Origin of the sequence: Alteripontixanthobacter maritimus, from assembly GCF_003340475.1 — a bacterium.
GTDB classification, from domain to species: domain Bacteria; phylum Pseudomonadota; class Alphaproteobacteria; order Sphingomonadales; family Sphingomonadaceae; genus Alteripontixanthobacter; species Alteripontixanthobacter maritimus.
Window position 1 is genome coordinate 2,139,777 of record NZ_QBKA01000002.1, and the last position, 24,805, is coordinate 2,164,581.

The following is a 24,805-nucleotide window of genomic DNA, read 5'->3' on the forward strand; positions in this document are numbered from 1 at the left end:
ATCGGTCGGCGCGTGTTACTCGCCGTCGTCTGCCTTTGGCTCTTCCGGAGCGGCATCCGCGGGAGGTGCTTCTGCTGAAGCGGCCTCGTCGGCGGCGGCCTCTTCCTTCGCCTGTTCGTTCTTGGCGATCGGTTCGGGTGCCACGGACTGGTCCTCGCGCAGGTAGTCGCCGGCAGCTTCGTCGCTACCGTCGCCGCTTGCGACCATATCGCCCATGGTGGCGTTGCCGGTGGCGACATTGGCCGCTTCCTGGGCCAATTCCGCCTTGCGTTCTTCCTCGGCCGTTTCAGCGGCCAGCAGCGCGTCCTGATTCTTCTTCCACTGTGCCCGCAGGGCTGCATCGCGGCTGGAGGCGGTGACGCGCATCCGGTTCATGCCCGCACCTGTACCGGCGGGAATGAGACGACCCACGATCACGTTTTCTTTCAGACCGATCAGCGTGTCCTTCTTTCCTTCGACCGAGGCCTGCGTCAGCACACGCGTGGTTTCCTGGAACGAGGCGGCAGAGATGAAGCTGCGCGTCTGGAGCGAAGCCTTGGTGATGCCGAGCAGCACCGGCTTGCCCTCGGCAGGCTTCTTAGAACGGGTGAGCTTGGCATTCGCCTCGTCCATTTCGTCCCGGTCAACCTGTTCGCCCGGCAGCAAGACGGTATCCCCGCCATTGGTGATCTCGACCTTCTGCAGCATCTGGCGCACGATCGTTTCGATGTGCTTGTCGTTGATCTTCACGCCCTGCAGACGGTAGACTTCCTGAATTTCCGTGACGAGATATTCGGCCAAAGCCTCGATCCCGAGCACGTCCAGAATATCATGCGGATTGGGCGAGCCGGAGATGAGCGTATCGCCCTTCTTGACGAAATCGCCTTCCTGCACGTCGATGATCTTGGTCTTGGGGATCAGGTACTCGACCGGTTCGCCCTCTTCCGGGACAATCGCGATCTTGCGCTTGGCCTTGTATTCGCGGACGAATTCGATCTTGCCGGAAATCTTGGCGATGATCGCATTGTCTTTCGGAATGCGCGCTTCGAACAGCTCCGCCACGCGCGGCAGACCGCCCGTGATGTCACGCGTCTTGGCAGCCTCGCGGCTGGCACGGGCAAGAATGTCGCCTGCATCGACCTGCTGGCCGTCTTCCACCGAAAGCGTCGTGCCGGGGGCGAGCATGTAGCGCGCTGCGGCCGTTTCCTCGGTTTCGTCGGTATCGCCTTCGGAAAGCAGGGTCATGCGCGGACGCAGATCCTCGCCTTTCTTGCGCCCCGAAGCGCGCAGTTCGGTGACCACGCGCTGGGCGATGCCGGTAGCATCGTCGACGCGTTCTTCCATCGTGGTACCATCGATCAGATCCTTGAACCGGACCACGCCCGACTGCTCGGTGATGATCGGCAGGGAAAACGGATCCCACTCTGCCAAACGGTCACCTTCCTTGATCTTGGCGCCGTCCGCATTGAGCAGGACAGTACCGTAAGGCACCTTGTGGATTTCACGCTCACGCCCTTCGGCATCGATCACGGCGAGCTCGCCGTTGCGTGCCATCGACAGGATCCGGCCCTTCTTGTCCTTGATGGTCGGCATGTCGCGATATTCGACCTTGCCGTCCGAAATCGCCTCGAGGTGGCTCGTTTCATTGAGCTGCGCCGCGCCGCCGATGTGAAACGTCCGCATCGTCAGCTGCGTGCCCGGCTCACCGATGGACTGCGCGGCAATCACGCCAACGGCCTCACCGATATTGACCGGCGTACCGCGAGCGAGATCGCGGCCGTAGCAGGTGCCGCAAACGCCCTGATCGGCTTCGCAAACCAGCGGGCTACGGATTTTCGCGACCTGCACTTCGGCGGCCTCGATTTCCACAACCATCGGCTCGTCGATCAGCGTGCCCTTCTTAACGATGACTTCGTCCGTCGCGGCGTTGACGATGTCTTCCGCCACAGTCCGGCCAAGAATACGTTCGCCGAGCGAGGCGATCACCTGACCACCCTGCACGATAGCGCGCATGTCGAGGCTGTTGTTGGTCTTGCAGTTCTCCACCACGATGACGCAATCCTGAGACACATCGACGAGGCGGCGCGTAAGGTAACCCGAGTTCGCCGTCTTCAACGCCGTATCCGCCAGACCCTTGCGCGCACCGTGAGTAGAGTTGAAGTATTCAAGGACTGTCAGGCCTTCCTTGAAGTTGGAGATGATCGGCGTTTCGATGATCTCGCCCGAAGGCTTGGCCATCAGGCCGCGCATACCGGCAAGCTGCTTCATCTGGGCGGGCGAACCACGCGCGCCCGAATGACTCATCATATAGATGGAGTTGATCTGCGCCTCGCGGCCATCCTTGTCCTTGGGTCGCGCCTTAATCTCTTCCATCATGGCGTCGGCCACCTGATCGCCGGTACGGCTCCAGGCGTCGATCACCTTGTTGTACTTTTCCTGCTGCGTGATCAGGCCGTCCTGATACTGCTGCTCGTAATCGGCGACCAGCTTCTTGGCCTCGTCGATCATGCCGTCCTTGCTGTCGGGAATGATCATGTCGTCCTTGCCGAACGAAATGCCGGCCTTGAACGCGTGAGTGAAGCCCAGCGTCATGATGGCATCGGCGAAAAGGACCGTGTCCTTCTGGCCGGTGTGGCGATAAACCTGGTCGATCACGTCGCCGATATCCTTCTTGGTCAGAAGGTGGTTGATGATCGCATAAGGCACCTTGTGGCTCTTCGGCAGACATTCACCGATCAGCATCCGGCCCGGCGTGGTTTCCACACGCTCCATCACGATCTTGCCCTTGTCGTTCGTCTGCGGAACCCGTGTGACGATCTTGGAGTGCAAAGTCACCGCGCCGACATGCAGCGCCTGATGAATCTCGGCCATGTCGGCCAGCATCATGCCTTCGCCAGGCTCGCCTTCGCGGTCCATCGAGAGGTAATACAGGCCCAGGATCATATCCTGCGACGGCACGATGATCGGCTTGCCGTTGGCGGGGCTGAGGATGTTGTTGGTCGACATCATCAGCACGCGTGCTTCCAGCTGGGCTTCCAGAGAAAGCGGCACGTGGACGGCCATCTGGTCACCATCGAAGTCGGCATTGAAGGCCGAGCAGACGAGCGGGTGCAGCTGGATCGCCTTACCTTCGATCAGTACGGGCTCAAACGCCTGGATGCCAAGACGGTGCAGGGTCGGCGCGCGGTTGAGCATCACCGGATGTTCGCGGATCACCTCATCCAGGATGTCCCAGACTTCCTTGCGTTCTTTCTCGACCCATTTCTTTGCCTGCTTCAGGGTCATCGAAAGACCCTTCGCATCGAGGCGCGCATAGATGAACGGCTTGAACAGCTCGAGCGCCATCTTCTTGGGCAGGCCGCACTGGTGCAGCTTCAGTTCCGGACCGGTCACGATGACCGAACGACCGGAATAATCGACACGCTTGCCGAGCAGGTTCTGGCGGAACCGGCCCTGCTTGCCCTTGAGCATGTCGGACAGCGATTTCAGCGGACGCTTATTGGCGCCGGTGATTACGCGGCCACGACGGCCATTGTCGAACAAGGCGTCGACGGCTTCCTGCAGCATGCGCTTCTCGTTGCGGACGATGATGTCAGGCGCGCGCAGCTCGATCAGGCGCTTCAGGCGGTTGTTACGGTTGATGACGCGGCGGTAGAGATCGTTGAGATCGGACGTCGCGAAACGGCCGCCATCCAGCGGCACCAGCGGGCGCAGTTCGGGCGGGATGACCGGCACGACTTCCAGGATCATCCATTCGGGGCGGTTGCCCGAACCGATGAAACTTTCCACGACCTTCAGCCGCTTGATGATCTTGGCGGGCTTCAGCTTCGACTTGGTGGTGGCGAGTTCCTCCATCAGGTCGTCGCGTTCCTGCTCCAGATCGAGGTCCATCAGCATGATCTTGACCGCTTCCGCGCCGATACCGGCGGTGAAGGCGTCTTCGCCATACTCGTCCTGCGCTTCGAGAAGTTCATCCTCGGTGAGCAGCTGGAATTTTTCCATCGGCGTCAGACCGGGTTCGGTGACGATATAGCTTTCGAAATACAGCACGCGTTCGAGCTGTTTCAGCTGCATGTCGAGCAGCAGGCCGATGCGCGAAGGCAGCGACTTCAGGAACCAGATATGCGCGACCGGCGCGGCCAGTTCGATGTGGCCCATCCGCTCGCGGCGGACCTTGGTTACGGTCACTTCGACGCCGCATTTTTCGCAAACGACGCCCTTGTACTTCATCCGCTTGTACTTGCCGCACAGGCATTCGTAATCCTTCACCGGACCGAAGATGCGCGCGCAGAACAAGCCGTCACGTTCTGGCTTGAACGTGCGGTAGTTGATGGTTTCCGGCTTCTTGATCTCGCCGAAGGACCAGCTGCGGATACGCTCCGGCGAGGCCAGACCGATCTGGATCTGGTCGAAAGTTTCCGGCTTTGCGAGCTGGTTGGTGAATTTGGAAAGTTCGTTCATTTCGTGTTCCCTATCGGGTCAAATCTCTGGGTCGGTGGGTCTGCGTCGCGGCGGAGCGTTACTCCGCCGCGATCTTCATCCCGTCCTCATCCTCGTCGCCATCGGATAGCGATGTCAGTTCGACATTCAGGCCGAGCGACCGCATTTCCTTGACCAGCACGTTGAAGCTTTCCGGAATGCCGGCCTCGAACGTGTCGTCGCCCTTGACGATCGCCTCGTAGACCTTGGTCCGGCCGACGACATCGTCGGACTTCACTGTGAGCATTTCCTGCAGCGTATACGCCGCGCCGTAGGCCTGGAGCGCCCAGACCTCCATCTCGCCGAAACGCTGCCCGCCGAATTGCGCCTTACCGCCCAGCGGCTGCTGGGTGACGAGCGAATACGGCCCGATCGAACGCGCGTGGATCTTGTCGTCCACCAAGTGGTGCAGCTTGAGCATGTAGATGTAGCCCACCGTCACCTTGCGGTCGAAGGCATCGCCTGTCCGGCCGTCGAACAGGGTGACCTGCCCGCTGCCCGGCAGGTTCGCCTTTTCCAGCATGGTGGTGACATCGCCTTCGCGTGCACCATCGAACACCGGGGTACCCATCGGAACACCGGCGCGCAGATTGCCGGCAAGCTCCACAACCTGCTCGGTCGAGCGGTTGTCGAGATCGTCGTGATACTGCTCGCCGTAGATGCTCTTCAGCGTATCGACCAATGCGGCAGGCTTCTTCGCCTTGGCATAATCGTCGGCTGCGTTCGGATTGGCAGCGTGCCATTCGTCCAGCGAGGCCGCGACCTGCTGGCCCAGCCCGCGAGCCGCCATACCGAGGTGCGTTTCGAAGATCTGCCCGACATTCATACGGCTAGGCACGCCGAGCGGGTTCAGCACCACGTCAACGGGCGTACCGTCTTCCAGGAACGGCATGTCTTCGGCCGGCAGGATGCGCGAGATCACACCCTTGTTACCGTGACGGCCAGCCATCTTGTCGCCTGGCTGCAGCTTGCGCTTCACCGCGACGAAGACCTTGACCATCTTCAGCACGCCGGGGGCCAGCTCGTCGCCGCGCTCCAGCTTTTCCTTACGGTCGGCGAACTTGTCGTCGATCGCTTTCACGCTGGTGTCGTACTGGCTCTTGACCGCTTCGATCTGCTGCTGGCGATTGTCGTCGGCCACGGCAAATTTGAACCATTCGTGCTTATCGATATTGTCCAGCACGTCGTCTGTAATCTCGATGCCCTTCTTGGTGCCCTTGGGTGCCGCAGAAGCAGTCTGACCGGTGAGCATATCGCGCAGGCGGTTATACGTTGCACGGTTCAGGATGGCGCGTTCGTCGGCGCTGTCCTTGCCTAGGCGTTCGATTTCTTCCTGCTGGATCGCACGGGTACGGTCATCGACCTCGATACCGTGACGGTTGAACACGCGAACTTCCACCACCGTTCCGGCAACGCCCGGCGGCAGGCGGAGCGAGGTGTCGCGCACGTCGCTGGCCTTCTCGCCAAAGATGGCGCGCAGAAGTTTTTCTTCCGGCGTCATCGGGCTTTCGCCCTTGGGCGTGATCTTGCCGCACAGGATATCGCCCGGATGCACTTCGGCGCCGATATAGACAATGCCCGCCTCATCGAGGCTGCGGAGCGCTTCCTCGCCGACATTAGGAATGTCGCGGGTAATGTCTTCGGGACCAAGCTTGGTGTCGCGCGCCATCACTTCGAATTCGTCGATGTGGATGGACGTGAACACGTCATCCTTCACGATCCGTTCGGAGATCAGGATGCTGTCTTCGTAATTGTAGCCGTTCCAGGGCATGAAGGCGACGAGGCTGTTGCGCCCCAGTGCCAGCTCGCCCAGATCGGTCGAAGGGCCGTCGGCGATAACGTCGCCAACCTCGATCAGATCATTCACTTTCACCAGCGGACGCTGGTTGATGCAGGTGTTCTGGTTCGAACGCTGGAACTTCTGCAGCGTATAGATATCCACGCCCGACTGGCCGACTTCGACATCGCCCTGCGCACGGATCACGATGCGGGTGGCATCCACCTGATCGACGATGCCGCCACGCTTCGCAGCGATGGCAGCGCCGGAATCGCGCGCCACGGTTTCTTCCATGCCGGTGCCGACGAACGGCGCCTCGGCCTGGACCAGGGGTACGGCCTGGCGCTGCATGTTCGATCCCATCAGCGCGCGGTTGGCGTCATCGTTTTCCAGGAACGGGATGAGCGATGCGGCGACCGAAACCAGCTGCTTGGGCGAAACGTCCATCAGTGTGACATTTTCGGGGTTCGTCATCACGAATTCGCCGCTTTCGCGGGCCGAAACCAGCGCGTCGGTGAACTTGCCCTTGTCGTCGAGCGAGGCCGAGGCCTGCGCCACGGCGTGCTTCTGTTCTTCCATCGCGGAAAGATACTGCACATCGCCGGACACCACACCGTCCTTCACCTTGCGATAAGGCGTTTCGATGAAGCCGTATTTGTTGACCCGGCTGAACGATGCGAGGCTGTTGATCAGGCCGATATTCGGGCCTTCCGGCGTTTCGATCGGGCAGATCCGGCCATAATGCGTCGGGTGAACGTCACGCACCTCGAAGCCCGCGCGTTCGCGTGTCAGACCGCCAGGGCCCAACGCCGAAACGCGGCGCTTATGCGTCACTTCGGACAACGGGTTGGTCTGATCCATGAACTGCGAAAGCTGGCTGGAACCGAAGAATTCACGCACCGCGGCGACGGCAGGCTTCGCGTTGATCAGGTCGTTCGGCATCACGGTGGACACGTCCACGCTGGACATGCGCTCCTTAACGGCGCGCTCCATCCGAAGCAGACCGACGCGGTACTGGTTTTCAAGCAGCTCGCCCACCGAACGCACCCGGCGATTGCCGAGATTATCGATGTCGTCGACTTCGCCCTTCCCGTCCTTCAGGTCGACCAGTTCCTTGACCACGGCCAGGATGTCTTCCTTGCGCAGTGTGGTCACGGTGTCTTCGGCGTCGAGTTCGAGACGCATGTTCAGCTTCACGCGACCCACGGCGGACAGGTCGTAGCGTTCGCCGTCGAAGAACAGGCCTTCGAACAGGGCTTCGGCGGTTTCCTTGGTCGGTGGTTCGCCGGGACGCATCACCTTGTAGATGGCCTCAAGGCCCTCGTCGCGGTTTTCGGCCTTGTCGACTTTCAGCGTATTGCGGATCCAGGGGCCGGTGTTGATGTGGTCGATGTCCAGCAGTTCCAGCCGGTCGACGCCTGCGGCATCCAGTATTTCCAGGTTCTCGACCGAGAGTTCGTCGCCCGCTTCGATATAGATGCGGCCGGTTTTCTCGTCGATCAGATCGCGCGCGGCATAACGCCCGAAGATTTCGTCGGTCGGCAGCAACAGGGTGTCGAGCCCATCCTTGGCAGCCTTGTTGGCACCGCGCGGGCTGATCTTTTCGTTGGCCTTGAACACTTCCTCGCCGGTCTTGGCGTCGATCAACGGGAAAGCGGGCTTCTGGCCGCGCCATGCGTCGGGAAGGAATGGCATCTTCCAGCCTTCCGCTTCCTTCTTCTTACCGCCGGAGCGTTCCCACACGACCGTATCGTAGAAGGTATCGAGAATCTGTTCGCTATCCAGGCCGAGCGCATAGAGCAGGCCGGTCACGGGCAGCTTGCGCTTCCGGTCGATGCGGACGTTGACGATATCCTTGGCATCGAATTCGAAGTCGAGCCACGAACCGCGATACGGGATCACGCGGGCGGCGAACAACAGCTTGCCGGAACTGTGCGTCTTGCCGCGATCGTGGTCGAACAGCACACCGGGCGAACGGTGCATCTGCGAAACGATAACCCGCTCCGTGCCATTGATGATGAAGGTGCCGTTATCCGTCATCAAGGGCATGTCGCCCATGTAAACGTCCTGCTCCTTGATATCGAGCACGCTGCGGGTTTCGGTTTCCTGATCCACCTCGAACACGATCAGACGCAAAGTGACCTTCATCGGCGCGGCATAAGTGATACCGCGCTGGCGGCATTCGGTGGTGTCGTATTTCGGCGGCTCCAGCTCGTAATGCACGAAGTCGAGCTCCGCGGTGCCGGCAAAGTCGCGGATCGGGAAAACGCTACGCAGCGTCTTTTCGAGGCCGGACACGTAATCGGTCGCCGGGTCGGAGCGCAGGAACTGCTCGTAGCTTTCGCGCTGCACTTCGATCAGGTTCGGCATCCGAACGACTTCGTGAATGTCGCCGAAAATCTTCCGGATGCGCTTTTTCGCGGTGCCGGTTGCCTTTTTGGGAGCGTTCGGAGCCTTAGCCTTGGTCGCCATGAGAGATGATTCGCCTTTGCATCTCGGCCGCACCCGGTGGGCTGGCCGTGGGAAAATAAGTACGGCGCGGCCTGCTGCCTTGCATCATGCGAACGGACGAAAGCCGCAGAAAAGCGCACCCTTGCCCGGGTGGCTGCTGCAGCTTCATGCATTCGCGAATATGGAAAGCCGCTTCTATTCTCAGCCAGGTTCCCGCGCCAGAACCCGTCTTTCCCGAAGCGTGCGGTTGCGCGTCATTTAGGGATGCGCACCGCATGCGTCAACGGCTGCGGTGCGAAGCCCGGCAGCGAATCGCTCCACGGGATGATGCCGCTCCATAATGACCTCAGGCAGGCAGCAAGCGTGGACACAGCATCCCGGATTGGTCGGCAAAACTCTAAAGACCTTAAAAATATCGCAAAACAATCAAGGTTTTATCGTTTTTCGATATTTATTGATTGACGATATGGCGTAAATGTTGTTGTTTATCGATATCGACAATCAAGGAGATCGATAAATGACCCGTTTCACTGAACATTCGCTCGCCGCTCTCGCCGCCATCGCCCTGTGCGTCGCCAGCATGATGCCCCTGCTCACCGTTCCGGCTTCGGATACAACCACACAGGTGCATTCAAGCGTTACGACAACGCTCGCCTGACCTCTGCCGCTGCGACCCATACAAAAACAAGGACCAACGCCATGCGCCCCACTCATACCGACCCACTGTTGCTGATCGGACGAATTGCCGTTCTGATCGCGCAGGGCCTGATGGCCATCGCCGCATTCGGTGTAGCCATCGCAATACCGGCCCTGTATTTTTTCCGCGACACCATCGTAGCGGAAATGGCAGCCGAACATCCCGATACCGACATCGTGTTCCCCACACTCCCCATTGTCGGCGCGCTGTTGCTGGCGTTCGTCGCGGTCGCGGGCTTGTTTGTGTTCTTCGGTAAGCTGCGCCATATCATCGGCACCGTCGAACAGGGCGATCCGTTCGTATCGGACAATGCCAGCCGGCTGACTGTCATGGCGTGGATCATGCTGGGTGTGCAGCTGCTCGCCATTCCCCTGGCCGGTCTGGGGCTCTATGTTGCCAAACTGATGGGCGAAGCGGCTGCCGAACTGGACGATCTCACAGTTGACGTCGGGCTGGACGTCAGCGGCATCCTGCTCGTGGTAGTCCTGTTCATCCTGGCCCGCGTGTTCCGTCAGGGAACCAGTATGCGCGACGATCTGGAAGGGACGGTATAATGCCCATTACAGTGAAGCTCGACGATCTGCTGCACGAACGCCGCATGACCCTGACCGAACTGGCCGACCGGGTGGGCCTGACGCTTGCAAATCTGTCGATCCTGAAGACGGGCAAGGCCAAGGCCATGCGGTTTTCCACCATGGACGCGATCTGCCGCGAACTCGATTGCCAGCCGGGGGACTTGCTGGAATGGGTTGGCAACGCCGACTGAAACGCTGTAACTGCCACACCTCGACCAAGGCAGAACGCCGCCGGATGAAGGACCATATGATGAAGAAAATTCTATTTGCCGCCGCCCTGCCTGCCGCCTTGGCGCTAACCGCGTGCGACGGACCGAAGGAAGAAGTGGCAGAAGAAATGGATGATGTCCGCGAGGCTCAGGGTGAAGTCATTGATGCGCAGGCCGGTGTGGCCGCCGCACGGGCCGACCTGGCCGAGGAACGGGCAGACGTTGCCGAAGAGCAGGGCGATGCCGTGGGCGAAGCCCGCATGAACGAGCGCGCCGATGCCATGGATCAGAAGGCAGAAAATCTGGAAGATACGGCCGACGGCATCTAGCCTCGCCGACACGGCTCGCCGGGCTTGACTCGGCGCGCACATTCTTTAGAGGCTCGCTGCAACCGGCGGGCCTCTTTGTGTTTGCCGGTTATCCGTCCGAGACAGTTGGTGGCCACGATACGCGCGGCCTTAATGTCCAGCCTAGGCGGGGAAACGAGACTTACCGATGGGCTTTGCCGGTTCGCTGTGCCGCCCCTCAATCGCACTCCAGATGATGGCGTGCACTCCTTCCCTTCTGTTCGGATTCGTCCATCTGCCCGCTTGCGGGTGGGTGACAATGCAGCCGATCGTGCGGCCTTGCTGTGGAAACGCGGCGGGAATGCACGGTCATAGTGAAGGAGTATGGCATGGATCGTTCGCAAAAGTCCGACGCGGTTGCCCAGCTCAACGCAGCTCTCAAGGAAGTTGGCGTGGTCGTCGTGACCCGCAACTCCGGCCTTACGGTGGCCCAGTCCACCGCATTGCGTGGGCAGATGCGTGAAGCAGGGGCTTCCTACAAGGTCGCGAAAAACTCGCTCGCCAAGCTCGCTCTGAAAGACACGGCTTACGAAGGGCTCGAGGAACACCTCACCGGCCCGACGGCGCTCGCTTACTCGGAAGATCCGGTAGCGGCGGCGAAAGCTGCGGTCGAATTCGCCAAGACGAACGACAAGCTCGAAATCGTCGGCGGTTCCATGGGCGGGCAGATGCTCGACGAAGCAGGTATCCGGGCGCTCGCGTCCTTGCCAAGCCTCGACGAGCTGCGCGCAAAACTGGTTGGTCTCGTCAACGCACCGGCAACGAAAATTGCCCAGGTCGTCAACGCACCAGCCGCCAAGCTTGCACGTGTATTCGGGGCCTATGCGGCCAAGGATGCGGCGTAAGCGGTTATTCGCAAAACGATTTTACGAAGCGGCGCAGCCGTTTCGCCAACATTATAATTGGAGTGATACATCATGGCAGACATCGCCAAACTGGTAGAAGACCTTTCCGCCCTGACCGTCCTGGAAGCCGCCGAGCTTGCAACCGCACTTGAAGACAAGTGGGGCGTCAGCGCCGCCGCAGCCGTCGCCGCAGCACCCGCCGCTGGCGGTGGTGAAGCCGCAGCCGAAGAGAAGGACGAATTCGACGTCATTCTCACCGGTGACGGCGGCAAGAAGATCCAGGTCATCAAGGAAGTCCGTGCGATTACGGGTCTCGGCCTGACCGAAGCCAAGGGCCTCGTCGAAGGCGCGCCAAAGCCCGTCAAGGAAGGCGTGAACAAGGCTGAAGCCGAAGAAATCAAAGGCAAGATCGAAGCAGCCGGCGGTACCGTCGAACTGAAGTAATCTTGACCAACAGTTTTGCAGGTGTCTTGAAGCGCCTGCAGATGGGAGGGCGGTACCGCAAGGTGCCGCCCTTTTCAGTTTGATGTCTGCCCCAGCTACATAAACGCAAAACAGGATTTGCGGCAGACACAGGAACCTTTTGGTGCCCTGATCGATTAATTGTATCGCGTCAGGAGCTTTTCGATGAAAAAGACTTCAGTTACGATTGCGTTCTCCATTGCGGTTCTTGTCTCATGCGACATCGATCCCATCGAAGATAACCCACCAGCTGGCGAATCCACAGTGACCGATGATCGAACTACGACCAATCCGGACGATGTGTTCGTTGGACGGTATGATGCGACCTACGAAATTCCAGCCACCTACATATCCGGCACGTTGAAGATTGTAGGCGGTTGCCTGCTCTTTGCAGTCCCGGAGCAAGGTCATTTTCTGGCAATTCTGGCACCGGACGCGAAGCTCGCACCCAATCAGCGAACGGTTGCAGTAGGCGATGTCATTATTCCGCTGGGGAAGCAGGTAAAGTTCAACGGCGGCGAAGGGTTTTATGGCGCCCTTCGCCCACACCAATGCCCGGACAGGCAGATCATATTGGGGGACTACCTAGGAGAAAGCTGATGTCGCGCAAAGTGAACTTGTTCGCTTCATGCATGGTTCTTGTATCAATCCCGGTTGGGATATCCGCGCAGGATGTACCACCGTCTCCGCCGCCGGTCGGCGAAACGGAGACCTTGACCAGCAGCCCCACAATTCCGCTCCTGATGGCGCAAGACGGACTTACAGCCGAAGAGGCGACCGCACTGCTCGACCGCCAAGGCGCTATCCAATCCTATCTCGAAACGAGCGGCGTAACGCAGCGCCCTGATTTTCTCGACCTGGTGGTGCGGCCAAAGCCTTATCAGATCATCCTGACATTCGGAAAAGACGTGCGGGTCAACGAAATCATCGCCAGTGTGCCGAATGAGCTGCGGCGCTTCGTCAAGGTTCGCAAAGCCAAACATGACAAGAGCGGCCGGCGCAATGCCATCGCTACACTCACAAACGCGTTCAAAATTGCCGGCGCTGATTTTGCCGTCGGTTACAACGCCGATGCGGAACGGTATTTCGTAGACACCGCAGATGCCGCAACAACCAGTCGGCTCAAACCATTGATACCTTCAGCGCTGGCAGGCGAAGTGGATTTGCTGACGGGTGCCCTTCCTGAACAGACCAGCGATCCGAATGCTGTTCCGACCGGTGTGCGATCCGGTGACTGGGCTGTTGCCGGTTGGGGTAACCGGACCGTAGGTTCAGGGTTTCCGTGCACGCTCGGCTTCACGATTACATTCGGGACGAACCTGCAAGGCATCCTGACGGCCAGCCATTGCACAGAGCCAAAGGAAGTTGACCGGGGCACACATAAATACGTTTTTCCCGATACGTATTACCAGTCATCTACCGCGCAGAACCACGATTACGCGATCTATCGCACCGATGGCTTGCTGACCGATTATCGGGTCTATTACAGGAACACCAAATCCACTCCGGGATATAGCAGCCAGGGTTGGCTTTCCGTCAAAAACTTCATTCGTCACGCGAACCAATGGGTGGGCATGTACACCTGCAAGATGGGCACGACGACGGGCCTGACATGTGCCAAATCCATCTCGACGACTTACGACTGGAAGCGGACCGGATCGTCGGAATGGCTCAGGCTGTCCAGCACCACGACGGTCGCCGAAGGCGGAGATAGCGGTGGCCCGGCGTTTGTCACTCTGGATTCCAGCAGGCCCAGCGAAATTACCGCGGCAGGCATCCTGGCCGGTGGCGGCGGACCCTACGCGACGGTCAATTATACGGCAGTCGTCATGCCGATCGATCGCGCGTTTGATCATGTTTCGAATGTTCGGTTGAAGACGACGCCGTAAGATAACGCTTCTGTAGCGCAGTTGATCTTTACGCCGTCCGCGTTTCTTGCGGGCGGCGTATTTGCGGTCGCGTTCGGCTTTCTTTTCCGCTTCGTTTCGTCCGGTTTCAGGCTGGTGAAGCGCTTGCTTCGGCGGTTGCTTTGGCACCGAAGCGCCCTGCCTTCCTCCCGCCCTTTGCTGGGTATAGCGGAGTAATCGCTGGATGTTTGATACCGGGGGACGTAGCCAATGATTTGATGAAGCCGTGTACGGCAGGAGCTAAGCGCGTAACTCCGGACCGGCAGACGGCCGAAGCAATCAGCTCTTGCGCGATTTTCATGGTTTAGATTTGTCTTGGTAATGTTAATAAAAACATGGGATTTACGATTTGTCTAAAAGGATTTTAAAATAGTTAACTTCAGGCAAAAAGGCCGCTTGACAGATTGCCCGTAGCAAACGTATTGTTTTTGTGCACCTTTTAGGAGAATATTATATATGAAAATTCCATCCATGTTCGCCGCTGTAGCGGCGATTTCCTTGGCAGCAGCCCCTGCCGTTTCGGCGGCAGAAGCCGATTATGCTTCGGCTCCGGTAACTGGATCCAGTGAGCTTGGCGGTGAAAGCAGCGACGGGGTCATCTTCGCAGTTCTGGCAACCGTAATTTTGGGCGCATTCATTTATTTCACAGTGGATGATGATGATGATGATGACGTACTAAGCCGTTAAGGCTTTGGATCTGACACGAATAAAAACGGGGCTTCGGCCCCGTTTTTTTATGCGAGATGAAGGTTTGAAATAGTTCGCGATCGCGGAACAGGCGAAGAGCCTGTCTCGGTCTTTACTCGAAAAATCCCGCCCGTTACCGCCGGCCGCGTTTCTTGCGGGCGGCGTATTTGCGGTCGCGTTCGGCCTTCTTTTCCGCTTCGGTCTTGACCGGCTTCATGTTGGCGAGGCGTTCGACTTCGGCGGCTTCTTCTTCGGCGCGTCTCTGGGCTTCTTTCTCAGCCTTTTCCTTTTCAAGCGCGGCAGCCTTTTCAGCCCGTTTCGCCTCGCGCTTGGCAGCGGCTTCTTCCTCGCGCTTCAGGCGTGCAGCCTTGCGCTCAGCCAGTTCCTCGTCTGACAGCTTGGGTTTCGCCGCCAGCTTCTTCAACGCCGCCTTCTTGGCTTTGGCCGCTGCTGCGGTGCGTTCCTCGAAACTGGGCTGTTTGAACTGCGGCATTATGGTGCGTCTTCCGTTGGTCTGATGTGGACCAGCCCCTTAGGGCAGGTTGGCGGATTAGGAAAGCGCCCTGCCGGTGTTACATTTGCAGGTTCAGACGCACGCCCATCATGTCGATGCCGGGATTTTGTTCGGAATTGAACAGCTGCGCGTGGCTGATGTGGACCCAGCTCGCCTCGACGGACAAGCGTTCCGACACTGCGACGCCAATGGCAATCTCCGGTTCGAACAGCACGCGGCTGCCCAGATCGGTGCGATTGCCGGTGCGCGCGCTGACCCGGCGATCGGGGCCATCATGCACCACCAGCCCAAGGCCGGGTCGCAGATAGACCGGGCCTGCATCGACCCGCCAGGACAAACCGCCACCGACGAAACTGGTGTCGCCGGCCGTGTTGAGGGAGGCGAGCACATAAGGCTGCGGCTTGCCGATGAAGCCCAGCGCTTCCGATCTGGCAAACCGGTACCCCAGCTCGATATCCGCGCCTTCTTCCTCCACTGCAAAGGTCAGCGGCGTGCCGACCTCATGAACATACACACCGACGAACGCCTCCTGCGCGGCTGCAGGACTTGCGGCCAAGCCAATCGCAAGCGCAAACGGTAATTTGAAGCGAGCAGTAAGGCGGTGCATTGGCAAGTCTCCGATGTTGAGAAATTTGCATGGCACGCGCTGCATTGCGCGGGGCTGAAGCGAACGGTCAGATGGTGGCGGCAGGATCGCCGGAGTTTTCCCCGCGCGCTTTGCCGCCACTCTGTGAGCCCTGCACGATCGCCCGTTCGCGCCCGCCATAAATATCGCCGGCCGCGATCTGGTCGGTGAGCCGCATCGCGTCATTATCGCGGTAGGTTTCCTCGACCCGTTCGATCTCGCCCAGCGAAAGGCCTGCGCTATCGAGCGCGCCGCGGCCCATGGCAATGGCCGATTCCATCATCTCCCGCACCGACCGGGCAATCGGCGCGTCGGCCAGCTTGATCAGGGTGCGCCGGTCGAAGGCGCGCACCAGAATGTCGGCTTTCGGAAACGCCTCCTTCACCATGGCCAGGAAATCCGGCGAAAGCTGGTCGCCATCGATGCAGAACAGGATCAGTGCCGCATCCTGCGCGCCTGCCTGCCGCAACAGGTCCATGCGCGTGCCATCCCCGTAATGCACCGTGCTGCCGAACTCTTCCGCAATGTCGATCTGCGACACCTTGGTGTCGATCATGGACACGCGAATGCCGGCCAGGATCAGCATCTGCGCCACCGTCTGGCCGAAGCGGCCATAGCCGATCACCAGCGCGCTGGCGCCGTCGGCCGCGGGGCCTTTGCGTGGTCCGGCCTTATCCGGATCGCGCAGGAACTTCGTCAGCATCATCAGGAAGGGCGTGGTGGCCATGGACAGCGTGACGATCGCGCCGAACAGGCTGGCGGTTTCGGCATCGATGACCTGCCCCTGCTGCGCCACGGTGAACAGGACAAACGCGAATTCGCCGCCTTGGCTGAGCAGCAGGCCGAGCGCCAGCGCGCTGCGCCAAGCCATCTTCATGACCATGCCGAGCGCGGTAATCACCGCCGTCTTGGCCGCCACCAAGGCCGCTGCCATCGCAATGACGAAGCCGGGATTGTCCGCAATGGCGCGCAAATCCAGCATCATGCCGACGGCGAGGAAGAACAGGCCAAGCAGGATCGAGCGGAAGGGTTCTATGTCCGCTTCCAACTCGTGCCGGTAAGGCGTGTCAGCCAGCATGACGCCCGCGATGAATGCGCCCAAGGCAGTTGATAGGCCGAGTAGTTCCATCACCGCCGCCGAAGCCAGCACAGTGAACAGACCGGCCACGACAAACATCTCGCGTTCCCCCATGCCGCCGATCAGGCGGAACAGCGGACGCAAGAGAAAGCGGCCGGCAAGGATCAGACCAGCGATGGCCGCCACGGTTTGCAGCGCCAGCATCCAGCCTGATGCTCCGTTACCGTCGCCCTGTTCCACGCCCAGCGCGGCGACTATCGTGATGAGCGGTATGATCGACAGATCCTGGAACAGCAGGATGGCAAAGGCGCGCTCGCCAAACGGCGTCCGCATCCGTCCGCTGCTCTGCAGCATTGGCAGGACCTGCGCGGTCGAAGACAGTCCCAGCGGCAAACCCAGTGCGAGCGCTGCCACCAGCGGATAGCTCGCGGCGAACCAGATGATCGCGGTGACTGCCAGCCCGCACGCCGCGACCTACGCCAGCCCAAGTCCGAAAATTGCGCCTTTCATCCGCCACAGCCGCTTCGGATCGAGTTCCAGCCCGACCACGAACAGCAGCATTACGATGCCGAGTTCTGCGATACCGATTATCGCTTCGCCATCGCCTGCCAGCCCGAGAACTTGCGGTCCCACAACCGCACCTGCCACCAGATAGCCAAGCGTTGCACCCAAACCCAGCCTACGAAACAGCAGCACGAACACCAGCGCCGCGGCCAACAGCACAACGCCCGTTTCAAGGAAGGAATGTCCTGCTTCGTGTCCCACCGCTTCATGCTCCTTATGGCTTGCCGCCCCCTATACCCATCGCCGCGCTAGGCAAACAGCAGCGCTGCGCCTATCGCGGCCGGCTGCATGACCAACACCACGCCCCCTACGCCAGCTTTCTCATCGGCATCGCTCGCTCCAGCGCGCCCCTGGCGGTCGGAGTTCGGGGCCACGCTTCGGCTGTCCTGGCCCTTGGCGCTCGCCAATCTGTTGCAGATGCTCACCTATGCCATCGATGTGATATTCATTGCGCGGCTGGGAACGATGCCGCTTGCCGCATCCGCGCTGGCAGTTTCGGTGTTCGGGTTGGTGCTGTGGGCGATGTCCGGCCTGGTCGGTGCGGTTTCGGCCGTCATCGCGGCGGAGCTGGGCGAGCGCGGACCTGCCTTGCGCGCGGTGCGCCGGTCCACCCGCATGGGGCTGTGGCTGGCGGTGATCAGCGGGGCGGCGGGCATGGCGCTCTGCCTGGCTATCGGACCGATCGCGCGGCTGACCGGGCAGGAACCGGGGATTGTCACGCTGGCATCTACATATATGGGCCTGCTGATATGGTCGATGATCCCGATGCTGGCGGCGTATGTCCTGCGAAGCTTTGTATCCGCGCTCGGCCGACCGATTTTCGCCACCACGATTACCGCTGCCGGTATCGGCGTGAATGCGCTGGCCAATTACGCATTCATCTTCGGGAATTTCGGCGCGCCGGAGCTTGGCCTGCGCGGGGCTGCCATTGCCACCATAATCACCAGCCTGTTCATTCTTGCGGCCTATATCATAGCCATCAGGCTGGATGCGCGCATGCACCGATACCATGTGTTCGGGCGGTTCTGGATGCCGGACTGGGCACGGCTGCGCACCATTGCCAAAATCGGTGCGCCGATTGCAGGCACGATCACAGCGGAAGCAGGCCTGTTCGCCGCCGCAGCGTTCCTGATGGGCAGTATCGGCGCGGTGCAGCTGGCTGCGCATACGGTCGCGCTGCAGATTGCGGCTTTGGCATTTCAGGTTCCCTTCGGCGTGGGACAGGCGACTACGATCCGGGTCGGGTATTTCTACGGCGCTCGTGACAGGGCAGGTATGGCACGCGCCGGCTGGGCGGGTATCGGCATAGGAACCGGCTTCATGGTGATCACCGCATCCGCCATGATCCTGTTTCCCAAGGCACTGCTATCGATCTATGTGGATCCGGACGCGGCGAGGAATGCCGCGCTCGTTGCCTTCGCGCTCCCCTACCTCGCTATCGCCGCCGCGTTCCAGCTGGCGGACGGATTGCAGGCCGTAGCGGCAGGGGCCTTGCGCGGATTGCAGGATACGCGCGTGCCGATGATAATCGCGATCTTTGCCTACTGGGTGCCGGGGTTCGGCACCGCTCTCCTGCTGGGCTATGCAACATCGCTTAGTGGCGTGGGGGTCTGGATCGGTCTCGCCAGCGGTTTGCTGGCGGCTGCAATATTGCTCACATGGCGTTGGACCCGGCGCGAGAAACTGGAGCTGACCCGGCGCGCGGGGCCGAAAATCGCACCATTCGCGCAGACGACCTAGGCTCAGGCACGGTTCGGCTGACCGGTTGCGCCAGCACGAAACAAAATTACGCCGCCACCCGTTGACTCCCCATACTGGCATTCACATATGCCTTATATTGGCACTCTGTCCTATAGAGTGCCAATTCATATTCACTCTCAACCGAAAGAGGTCACTACGATGGCATTTCGTCCCCTGCACGACCGTGTGCTGGTTCGCCGTATCGAAGCCGAAGAGAAAACGGCCGGCGGTATCATCATCCCCGACAGCGCCAAGGAAAAGCCCAGCGAAGGCGAAATCGTCTCCGTCGGCAACGGCTCAAAGGCCGAAGACGGCACAGTTACCGCGCTCGACGTGAAAGCAGGCGATCGCATCCTGTTTGGCAAATGGTCCGGTACCGAGGTCAAGCTCGACGGCGAAGACCTGCTGATCATGAAGGAAAGCGACATCATGGGCGTTATCGGCTGATCATAGCCTAACGCCCCGCCACCTCCCTCGTCATTCCCGCGAACGCGGGAATCCACCGGGAAGGCAGCCCTAACTGGGTCCCCGCCTCCGCGGGGATGACGATTTTTTATAATTTTCGAAAGGAACACATCATGGCAGCCAAGGACGTAAAGTTCGGCCGCGACGCGCGCGAAGGTATTCTTCGCGGCGTTGATACGCTCGCAAACGCAGTAAAAGTCACACTCGGCCCCAAGGGTCGCAACGTCGTTATCGACAAAAGCTTCGGCGCACCGCGCATCACCAAGGACGGCGTTACCGTCGCCAAGGAAATCGAGCTTACCGACAAGTTCGAGAATATGGGCGCACAGATGCTGCGCGAAGTGGCTTCGAAAGCAAATGACAGCGCCGGTGACGGCACCACCACCGCCACCGTACTGGCTCAGGCCATCGTACGCGAAGGCATGAAGTCCGTGTCCGCCGGCATGAACCCGATGGATCTGAAGCGCGGCATTGACCTCGCCGTTGGCAAGGTCGTCGATGATCTCAAGAGCCGCTCCAAGGATGTTGCTGGCAATAGCGAAATCAGCCAGGTCGGCGTGATTTCCGCCAATGGCGATACCGAAGTCGGCGAGAAAATTGCCGAAGCCATGGAAAAGGTCGGCAAGGAAGGCGTCATCACCGTCGAGGAAGCCAAGGGCCTCGAATTCGAACTCGACGTCGTGGAAGGCATGCAGTTCGATCGCGGCTACCTGTCGCCTTACTTCGTGACTAACCCCGAAAAGATGACGGTGGAGCTGGAAAACCCTTACATTCTTATCCACGAGAAGAAGCTTTCCAACCTGCAGGCCATGCTGCCAATCCTGGAATCCGTGGTGCAGTCGGGCCGTCCGCTGCTGATTATCGCGGAAGACATCGAAGGCGAAGCGCTTGCAACACTGGTCGTCAACCGTCTGCGCGGCGGCCTGAAGGTCGCGGCCGTCAAGGCACCGGGCTTCGGCGATCGCCGCAAGGCCATGCTGCAGGATATTTCCATCCTGACGCAGGGTGAGATGATTTCCGAAGACCTCGGCATCAAGCTGGAAAGCGTAACGCTCGGCATGCTCGGCGAAGCGAAGCGCGTCACCATCGACAAGGACAACACGACCATCGTCGACGGTGCCGGTTCGGGTGACGAGATCAAGAACCGCGTGGAACAGATCCGCGCGCAGATCGAAACCACCAGCAGCGATTACGACAAGGAAAAGCTGCAGGAACGTCTTGCTAAGCTTGCTGGCGGCGTGGCCGTCATCAAGGTTGGCGGCGCAACCGAAGTCGAAGTGAAGGAACGTAAGGACCGTGTCGACGATGCGCTGCACGCAACCCGCGCAGCTGTCGAAGAAGGCATCGTCCCTGGCGGTGGTACCGCGCTTCTCTATGCCACCAAGGCACTGGAAGGGCTGGAAGGCGCAAACGACGACCAGACCCGCGGTGTGGACATCGTCCGCCGTGCATTGTGGTCGCCGGTACGCCAGATCGCCGAAAATGCGGGCCATGACGGTGCCGTGGTTTCGGGCAAGCTGATCGAAGGCAACGATCCGCATCTTGGCTTCAACGCTGCGACCGACACTTACGAGAACCTCGTAAATGCGGGCGTGATCGATCCGACCAAGGTCGTTCGCACGGCCCTGCAGGATGCAGCCTCGGTGGCCGGTCTGTTGATCACCACGGAAGCGGCGATTGCGGAAAAGCCTGAAGACAAGAGCGCCGGCGGCGGCGGCGGCATGCCCGATATGGGCGGCATGGGCGGCATGGGCGGCGGCATGGGCTTCTAAGCCCGCTGCTTACCGGTCGAAGTACCGAACACATACAGGCCCGGGGGAGCAATCCTCCGGGCCTTTTTTGTGTCTCGAAAGGGTCGAGAAAAACTGGCACACGATAATGCTTCGCAATTTCACACGAGCTCTATAAAAGGTAGCCGCAACCAAAAGAGGGACATTATGCGTAACATCTTCCTGACTGCCGCCATCGCCGGTACCGCACTTACTCTTTCCGCCTGCTCCGAAACTGCCGAGCCGGTAACCGAGCCCACCGCCGAGGAAGCCGCGGCCGATTCCGGGTCGGTCGAAACTATGGTGGCGGACGATGCCGTTCTGGATGCCAGCACCGCTACTGCCGAACAGCTGTCTGCGATCGAGGGTGTGTCCCCCGAACTCGCCGCCGCCATCGTGGCCGCGCAGCCATTTGCCAACGTGACCGAACTGAACGCGGCCGTGACCCAAAACGTCTCCGGCGATGCAGCCGGAAATATTCTGGAGCGCGTTTTCGTACCGGTGAACCTCAACAGCGCCACGCGTGAGGAAATTGCACTTATCCCCGGCATGACCGACCGCATGATCGGTGAATTCCTGGAATATCGCCCCTATGCCGACATGGCTGCATTCGACCGCGAGATCGGCAAATATGTCGATGCGGACGAAGTCGCCCGGTTCCGCAAATACGTCACGCTTTAACGTCGTTGCAGCCAAACCCTGATGCATTCGATGGCGGCCAACGCTCCGATATGGAGATAGGCCGTCATCGGATCGAAGGCGGCCAAGGCCCAGTGAACGAAAGTCAGGATAGCGGCCGGGTAGACCAGCCGGTGCAGCCGCTTCCATGACCGTTTGAGCGCGCGCATGGCCATATCGTTGGACGTCGCCGCAAGCGGCACGAACAGCGCCAGCGCCAGCCAACCGGTCCAGTATTCCGCCAATCCGGCATCCTCCAGGACGGGCGCAAGGTCATTCTTGTTGGCGAGGTAAATCATCGTGTGCCCAGCTGCATAGGCGAAGCTGGCGACCCCGAAATCGCGCCTTCGCCGCATCAGCCAGCCAGTCCAGCCGCGCTTCCTGAACAGCAGCCGGATCGGGGTTATGGCGAGCGTCAGCATCAGCAGCCACGCCGCCCAGCGGCCGCTATCCCCGATCACATGGCCATAGCCATAAAAGTCGGGCGATGCGGCCCAGCGATACAGCATCCAGCCGCCCGGCAGCGCCAGCACAAGCCATAGCAGCGGACGCGACGCCAGGACGCTTTTCATATCGCCAGTCTGTCCGAAGGAACCGAAGCGCCCGCGATGATCAACCGCCCTTTCGGCTGGCCTCTACCGCTTCCAGTGCTGCGGCGGGCCACGTCACCGGAACCTGCGTCTGAGGGTTGAATGTGTCGCCCCCGTCCGCTGCCTTGGCGGCGTCGATTTCCGCCACGTTGAGATTGTCGGTCGGCATCAGTTCGAACACGTCCAACCCGCGTACGATCTCCGTCGCGTAGATACGCCCGCGATAATAATAGGCGGACCAGTATCCACCCACAACCAGCTGCTCCTCGTCGATCGGACCACGGTCGAAATAGGCGATTTCGCGCGGGGTGCTGCTGTCGGTGAAGTCCATTATGGAAATGCCGCCCTGATACCACGCCTGCAGGAAGATATCGCGGCCTGGCACCGGCACTATGGAGCCGTTATGCGCCACGCAGTTTTCCTTCTCGCCCTGCGGCGCAGGCAGCTTGTACAGGCTGCGGAAGCTGAGCTTGTTGCCATCCTCAATGTCGTAAATGGCGTCTGCGCCCCAATCCATCGGGTCGGAAGCCCGGCAACGCGCACGTCCGCCACCGCCCCATTCATCCGTGAACAGCACCTTGGTGCCATCATTGTTGAATGTGGCCGAATGCCAATAGGCAAATCCCTTGTCGGTCACCGCATCGACGCGCTTTGGTGCGCGCGGATTGCTGATGTCCAATACGATACCGTTGCCCGAACAGGCACCCGCGGCGATGTTCTTCGACGGGAAGACCGTGATGTCATGGCACTGGTTGGTGACGTTGGTTTCCTGCGTGCCGTCCCCATGATCGCCGCCGCGCCACAGCCCTGCGATGTTGCCGCTGTCGTCGGCGAAAATGCGCGGACTGTCCACGATCTGCGCAGCCGCAGGGTTCGCCACCGGGATCTCGATCACGTCGATGCTGAAAAGGGCGGTGCGGCTGTCGCCGGCGACGTTGCCGATGCAGCCTGCCAGTTCCTTCTCGTCGCGCACGCTGGACGTACCCGAATTATACACCACCAGCATATCCGCGTCCTGCGACACAATGGAATGCGTATGGCTGCCCCGGCAGGTTTGCACCTGCCCGACCTGACGCGGCTGGGTAAGATCGGAAATATCGAAGATGCGCAGGCCCCGGAACCGCTCCGCGCTTACATCGGTGTCGATCCCCTGCAGCCCGCAATCGACACGGCCGCGAGTCTGTTCGACCGACATGACCAGCAAATCGCCCGCGATCGATACGTCGCCCTGTCCGCCGGGGCATACGACGGAACTGATAAGCGTCGGCACACCGTCCGTACCCAAGTCATAGATATTGAAGCCATGATAGCTTCCGGTGACCAGCGTGTTGCCGGAAAACGCCATGTCGGTATTCGCAAAATCCAGCAGCGGGGACCGTTCGGAAAACTCGGTCTTGTCCTCTTCCTCGCCGCGTTCCGGATCGGCCCGCTCTGGATCGCCGACCTGTTCGGCATCGCTCTGCTGCTTTGTGTCGTCGGTTTTCTTGGGCGGTTTAAGCCCTGCCGGATTGGCCGGATCGAAGAACCCGGCAGGACGCGGCAGGCTGGCGATCTTGCGCAGACCCATGATCGCCTCGCCCGCATCGGTCAAACCTGCGGCAAGCCCGACGCGCGGATCGGGGGACAGGGCGGCGAGTAGCCGGTCCATCTTGTCGATCTCGGCCTGCTGATCCGATTTCACATCACCAACAAATTCGAACAATACCGGATCGTAGGCGGAACCCGGCTGATCGAGCAGGTCGTCCACCATGTCCAGCGCGCCATCGTGATGGGCGATCATAAGCGTGAGAAACATCCGGTCGAAGGCAATGCCCTGCGCTTCTGCAAGCGCGGCCATCTGGACAGGGGTGGCCATGCCGGCCATCTTCTTGTGGTCGTGCGCGGCATGTGCGGCGTGCCCGGCATGATCGCCTCCCGCTGTCATGCCGGCCATCATGGCGACAGGTTGACCGCGGTCTTCCAGCCAGTCGCGCATGAACGCTATTTCATCATCCTGACTTGCCCGTATACGGCCAGCTATATCGATAATTTGTTCGCTGTTGGTGCGGCCTTCCACCAGTTTTGCCATCTCGACAGCCTGCTGGTGGTGCACGATCATCATCTGCATGAAAGTAACATCGGCAGGGGAAAAGCGGTTATCCGCCAGCTGCGTTGCCTGTTCCGCCGTCAGGAGACGAGGCTGGGCGCCGGGCGCACCGGGCTGCACGATCCTGGCGTCCTGCGCATAAGCGGTGGCGGGTATGGCCACACTTCCCAAACCTGCCGCGGTGAAAACCGCCGATGCCAACAGGCCTGCCGTCGTCGATACCCTGAATGTGCCGCTCATATAATTATCCCCTACCCGTGGTATGGCGTGCCGATTAAGGC

The 24,805-nt window shown here is 60.3% G+C and carries 19 protein-coding genes and 1 pseudogene; 13 read left to right on the forward strand and 7 right to left on the reverse strand.

Annotated elements, in window-relative coordinates:
* Positions 1-15 precede the first annotated feature (15 nt).
* Both rpoC and rpoB read right to left on the reverse strand, forming a co-directional pair.
* Positions 16-4,440 carry a DNA-directed RNA polymerase subunit beta' gene (gene rpoC, locus HME9302_RS10565; protein WP_230079968.1) on the reverse strand — a complete coding sequence of 1,475 codons (4,425 nt, stop codon included), beginning with the start codon at positions 4,438-4,440 and terminating at the stop codon, positions 16-18.
* Between the two features lie 58 nt (positions 4,441-4,498).
* The gene (gene rpoB, locus HME9302_RS10570; protein ID WP_115366980.1) at positions 4,499-8,707 is read right to left on the reverse strand and encodes a DNA-directed RNA polymerase subunit beta; all 4,209 of its coding nucleotides are present in this window, start codon (positions 8,705-8,707) and stop codon (positions 4,499-4,501) included.
* Between the two features lie 496 nt (positions 8,708-9,203).
* Here rpoB and HME9302_RS13325 point away from each other — a divergent pair, with 496 nt between their 5' ends.
* The 9 genes from HME9302_RS13325 to HME9302_RS10610 all read left to right on the forward strand — a co-directional run bounded on the left by HME9302_RS13325 (position 9,204) and on the right by HME9302_RS10610 (position 14,415).
* Complete coding sequence (locus HME9302_RS13325) at positions 9,204-9,344, forward strand: hypothetical protein (RefSeq protein ID WP_181815751.1); 141 nt, start codon at positions 9,204-9,206, stop codon at positions 9,342-9,344.
* Positions 9,345-9,385: 41 nt separating this feature from the next.
* On the forward strand, positions 9,386-9,937 hold the full coding sequence (locus HME9302_RS10575) for a DUF2975 domain-containing protein (protein ID WP_115366981.1): 552 nt from the start codon (positions 9,386-9,388) through the stop codon (positions 9,935-9,937).
* On the forward strand, positions 9,937-10,149 hold the full coding sequence (locus HME9302_RS10580; protein WP_115366982.1) for a helix-turn-helix domain-containing protein: 213 nt from the start codon (positions 9,937-9,939) through the stop codon (positions 10,147-10,149). The genes HME9302_RS10575 and HME9302_RS10580 overlap by 1 nt, the downstream gene beginning before the upstream one ends.
* Before the next feature lie 59 nt (positions 10,150-10,208).
* Entirely contained in the window at positions 10,209-10,496 is a 288-nt protein-coding gene (locus HME9302_RS10585) for a hypothetical protein (RefSeq protein WP_147270810.1), read from the forward strand.
* A 347-nt stretch (positions 10,497-10,843) separates the two neighbouring features.
* The gene (gene rplJ / locus HME9302_RS10590; RefSeq protein ID WP_115366984.1) at positions 10,844-11,359 is read left to right on the forward strand and encodes a 50S ribosomal protein L10; all 516 of its coding nucleotides are present in this window, start codon (positions 10,844-10,846) and stop codon (positions 11,357-11,359) included.
* Between the two features lie 72 nt (positions 11,360-11,431).
* Entirely contained in the window at positions 11,432-11,803 is a 372-nt protein-coding gene (gene rplL, locus HME9302_RS10595; protein WP_115366985.1) for a 50S ribosomal protein L7/L12, read from the forward strand.
* A 183-nt stretch (positions 11,804-11,986) separates the two neighbouring features.
* Positions 11,987-12,421, forward strand: coding sequence for a hypothetical protein (locus tag HME9302_RS10600; RefSeq protein ID WP_115366986.1), 435 nt, complete (start codon positions 11,987-11,989; stop codon positions 12,419-12,421).
* Between the two features lie 113 nt (positions 12,422-12,534).
* Positions 12,535-13,710: a chymotrypsin family serine protease gene (locus HME9302_RS10605; RefSeq protein ID WP_147270811.1), complete on the forward strand. Its 1,176-nt coding sequence runs from the start codon at positions 12,535-12,537 to the stop codon at positions 13,708-13,710.
* A 474-nt stretch (positions 13,711-14,184) separates the two neighbouring features.
* Positions 14,185-14,415, forward strand: coding sequence for a hypothetical protein (locus HME9302_RS10610; protein WP_115366988.1), 231 nt, complete (start codon positions 14,185-14,187; stop codon positions 14,413-14,415).
* A 133-nt stretch (positions 14,416-14,548) separates the two neighbouring features.
* Here HME9302_RS10610 and HME9302_RS10615 read toward each other — a convergent pair whose 3' ends face one another.
* From HME9302_RS10615 to HME9302_RS10625, 3 genes and pseudogenes are all read right to left on the reverse strand, one after another.
* Positions 14,549-14,908 (reverse strand): DUF6481 family protein, encoded by a 360-nt coding sequence (locus tag HME9302_RS10615; protein ID WP_115366989.1) that lies wholly within the window; start codon positions 14,906-14,908, stop codon positions 14,549-14,551.
* Between the two features lie 79 nt (positions 14,909-14,987).
* Positions 14,988-15,536 (reverse strand): acyloxyacyl hydrolase, encoded by a 549-nt coding sequence (locus HME9302_RS10620; RefSeq protein ID WP_181815752.1) that lies wholly within the window; start codon positions 15,534-15,536, stop codon positions 14,988-14,990.
* A gap of 67 nt (positions 15,537-15,603) precedes the next feature.
* A pseudogene (locus tag HME9302_RS10625) lies at positions 15,604-17,397 on the reverse strand (cation:proton antiporter domain-containing protein).
* A gap of 87 nt (positions 17,398-17,484) precedes the next feature.
* Here HME9302_RS10625 and HME9302_RS10630 point away from each other — a divergent pair.
* The 4 genes from HME9302_RS10630 to HME9302_RS10645 all read left to right on the forward strand — a co-directional run bounded on the left by HME9302_RS10630 (position 17,485) and on the right by HME9302_RS10645 (position 21,851).
* Positions 17,485-18,936, forward strand: a complete 1,452-nt coding sequence (locus tag HME9302_RS10630; protein WP_115366991.1) for an MATE family efflux transporter — start codon at positions 17,485-17,487, stop codon at positions 18,934-18,936.
* A gap of 159 nt (positions 18,937-19,095) precedes the next feature.
* Complete coding sequence (gene groES / locus HME9302_RS10635; RefSeq protein WP_115366992.1) at positions 19,096-19,383, forward strand: co-chaperone GroES; 288 nt, start codon at positions 19,096-19,098, stop codon at positions 19,381-19,383.
* Positions 19,384-19,514: 131 nt separating this feature from the next.
* A complete protein-coding gene (gene groL / locus HME9302_RS10640) occupies positions 19,515-21,173 on the forward strand; it encodes a chaperonin GroEL (protein ID WP_115367684.1) in 1,659 nt (552 codons plus the stop codon).
* A 165-nt stretch (positions 21,174-21,338) separates the two neighbouring features.
* Complete coding sequence (locus tag HME9302_RS10645; protein ID WP_115366993.1) at positions 21,339-21,851, forward strand: ComEA family DNA-binding protein; 513 nt, start codon at positions 21,339-21,341, stop codon at positions 21,849-21,851.
* Here the strand turns inward: HME9302_RS10645 and HME9302_RS10650 are convergent.
* Entirely contained in the window at positions 21,848-22,420 is a 573-nt protein-coding gene (locus tag HME9302_RS10650; RefSeq protein ID WP_230079969.1) for a protein-methionine-sulfoxide reductase heme-binding subunit MsrQ, read from the reverse strand. The two genes, HME9302_RS10645 and HME9302_RS10650, sit on opposite strands and share 4 nt — an antisense overlap.
* Before the next feature lie 40 nt (positions 22,421-22,460).
* A complete protein-coding gene (locus HME9302_RS10655; RefSeq protein WP_115366994.1) occupies positions 22,461-24,764 on the reverse strand; it encodes a DUF305 domain-containing protein in 2,304 nt (767 codons plus the stop codon).
* Positions 24,765-24,805: the final 41 nt, after the last annotated feature.

Excerpts from the sequence above, each read along its gene's own strand:
- HME9302_RS10580 (WP_115366982.1), top strand. The coding sequence starts at position 9,937 with ATGCCCATTACAGTGAAGCTCGACGATCTGCTGCACGAACGCCGCATG.
- HME9302_RS10600 (WP_115366986.1), top strand. The coding sequence starts at position 11,987 with ATGAAAAAGACTTCAGTTACGATTGCGTTCTCCATTGCGGTTCTTGTC.
- rpoB (WP_115366980.1), bottom strand. The coding sequence starts at position 8,707 with ATGGCGACCAAGGCTAAGGCTCCGAACGCTCCCAAAAAGGCAACCGGC.
- HME9302_RS13325 (WP_181815751.1), top strand. The coding sequence starts at position 9,204 with ATGACCCGTTTCACTGAACATTCGCTCGCCGCTCTCGCCGCCATCGCC.
- rplL (WP_115366985.1), top strand. The coding sequence starts at position 11,432 with ATGGCAGACATCGCCAAACTGGTAGAAGACCTTTCCGCCCTGACCGTC.
- HME9302_RS10620 (WP_181815752.1), bottom strand. The coding sequence starts at position 15,536 with ATGCACCGCCTTACTGCTCGCTTCAAATTACCGTTTGCGCTTGCGATT.
- HME9302_RS10575 (WP_115366981.1), top strand. The coding sequence starts at position 9,386 with ATGCGCCCCACTCATACCGACCCACTGTTGCTGATCGGACGAATTGCC.
- rplJ (WP_115366984.1), top strand. The coding sequence starts at position 10,844 with ATGGATCGTTCGCAAAAGTCCGACGCGGTTGCCCAGCTCAACGCAGCT.
- HME9302_RS10610 (WP_115366988.1), top strand. The coding sequence starts at position 14,185 with ATGAAAATTCCATCCATGTTCGCCGCTGTAGCGGCGATTTCCTTGGCA.
- HME9302_RS10630 (WP_115366991.1), top strand. The coding sequence starts at position 17,485 with ATGACCAACACCACGCCCCCTACGCCAGCTTTCTCATCGGCATCGCTC.
- HME9302_RS10585 (WP_147270810.1), top strand. The coding sequence starts at position 10,209 with ATGAAGAAAATTCTATTTGCCGCCGCCCTGCCTGCCGCCTTGGCGCTA.
- HME9302_RS10645 (WP_115366993.1), top strand. The coding sequence starts at position 21,339 with ATGCGTAACATCTTCCTGACTGCCGCCATCGCCGGTACCGCACTTACT.
- groES (WP_115366992.1), top strand. The coding sequence starts at position 19,096 with ATGGCATTTCGTCCCCTGCACGACCGTGTGCTGGTTCGCCGTATCGAA.
- HME9302_RS10650 (WP_230079969.1), bottom strand. The coding sequence starts at position 22,420 with ATGAAAAGCGTCCTGGCGTCGCGTCCGCTGCTATGGCTTGTGCTGGCG.
- HME9302_RS10615 (WP_115366989.1), bottom strand. The coding sequence starts at position 14,908 with ATGCCGCAGTTCAAACAGCCCAGTTTCGAGGAACGCACCGCAGCAGCG.
- HME9302_RS10655 (WP_115366994.1), bottom strand. The coding sequence starts at position 24,764 with ATGAGCGGCACATTCAGGGTATCGACGACGGCAGGCCTGTTGGCATCG.
- rpoC (WP_230079968.1), bottom strand. The coding sequence starts at position 4,440 with ATGAACGAACTTTCCAAATTCACCAACCAGCTCGCAAAGCCGGAAACT.
- groL (WP_115367684.1), top strand. The coding sequence starts at position 19,515 with ATGGCAGCCAAGGACGTAAAGTTCGGCCGCGACGCGCGCGAAGGTATT.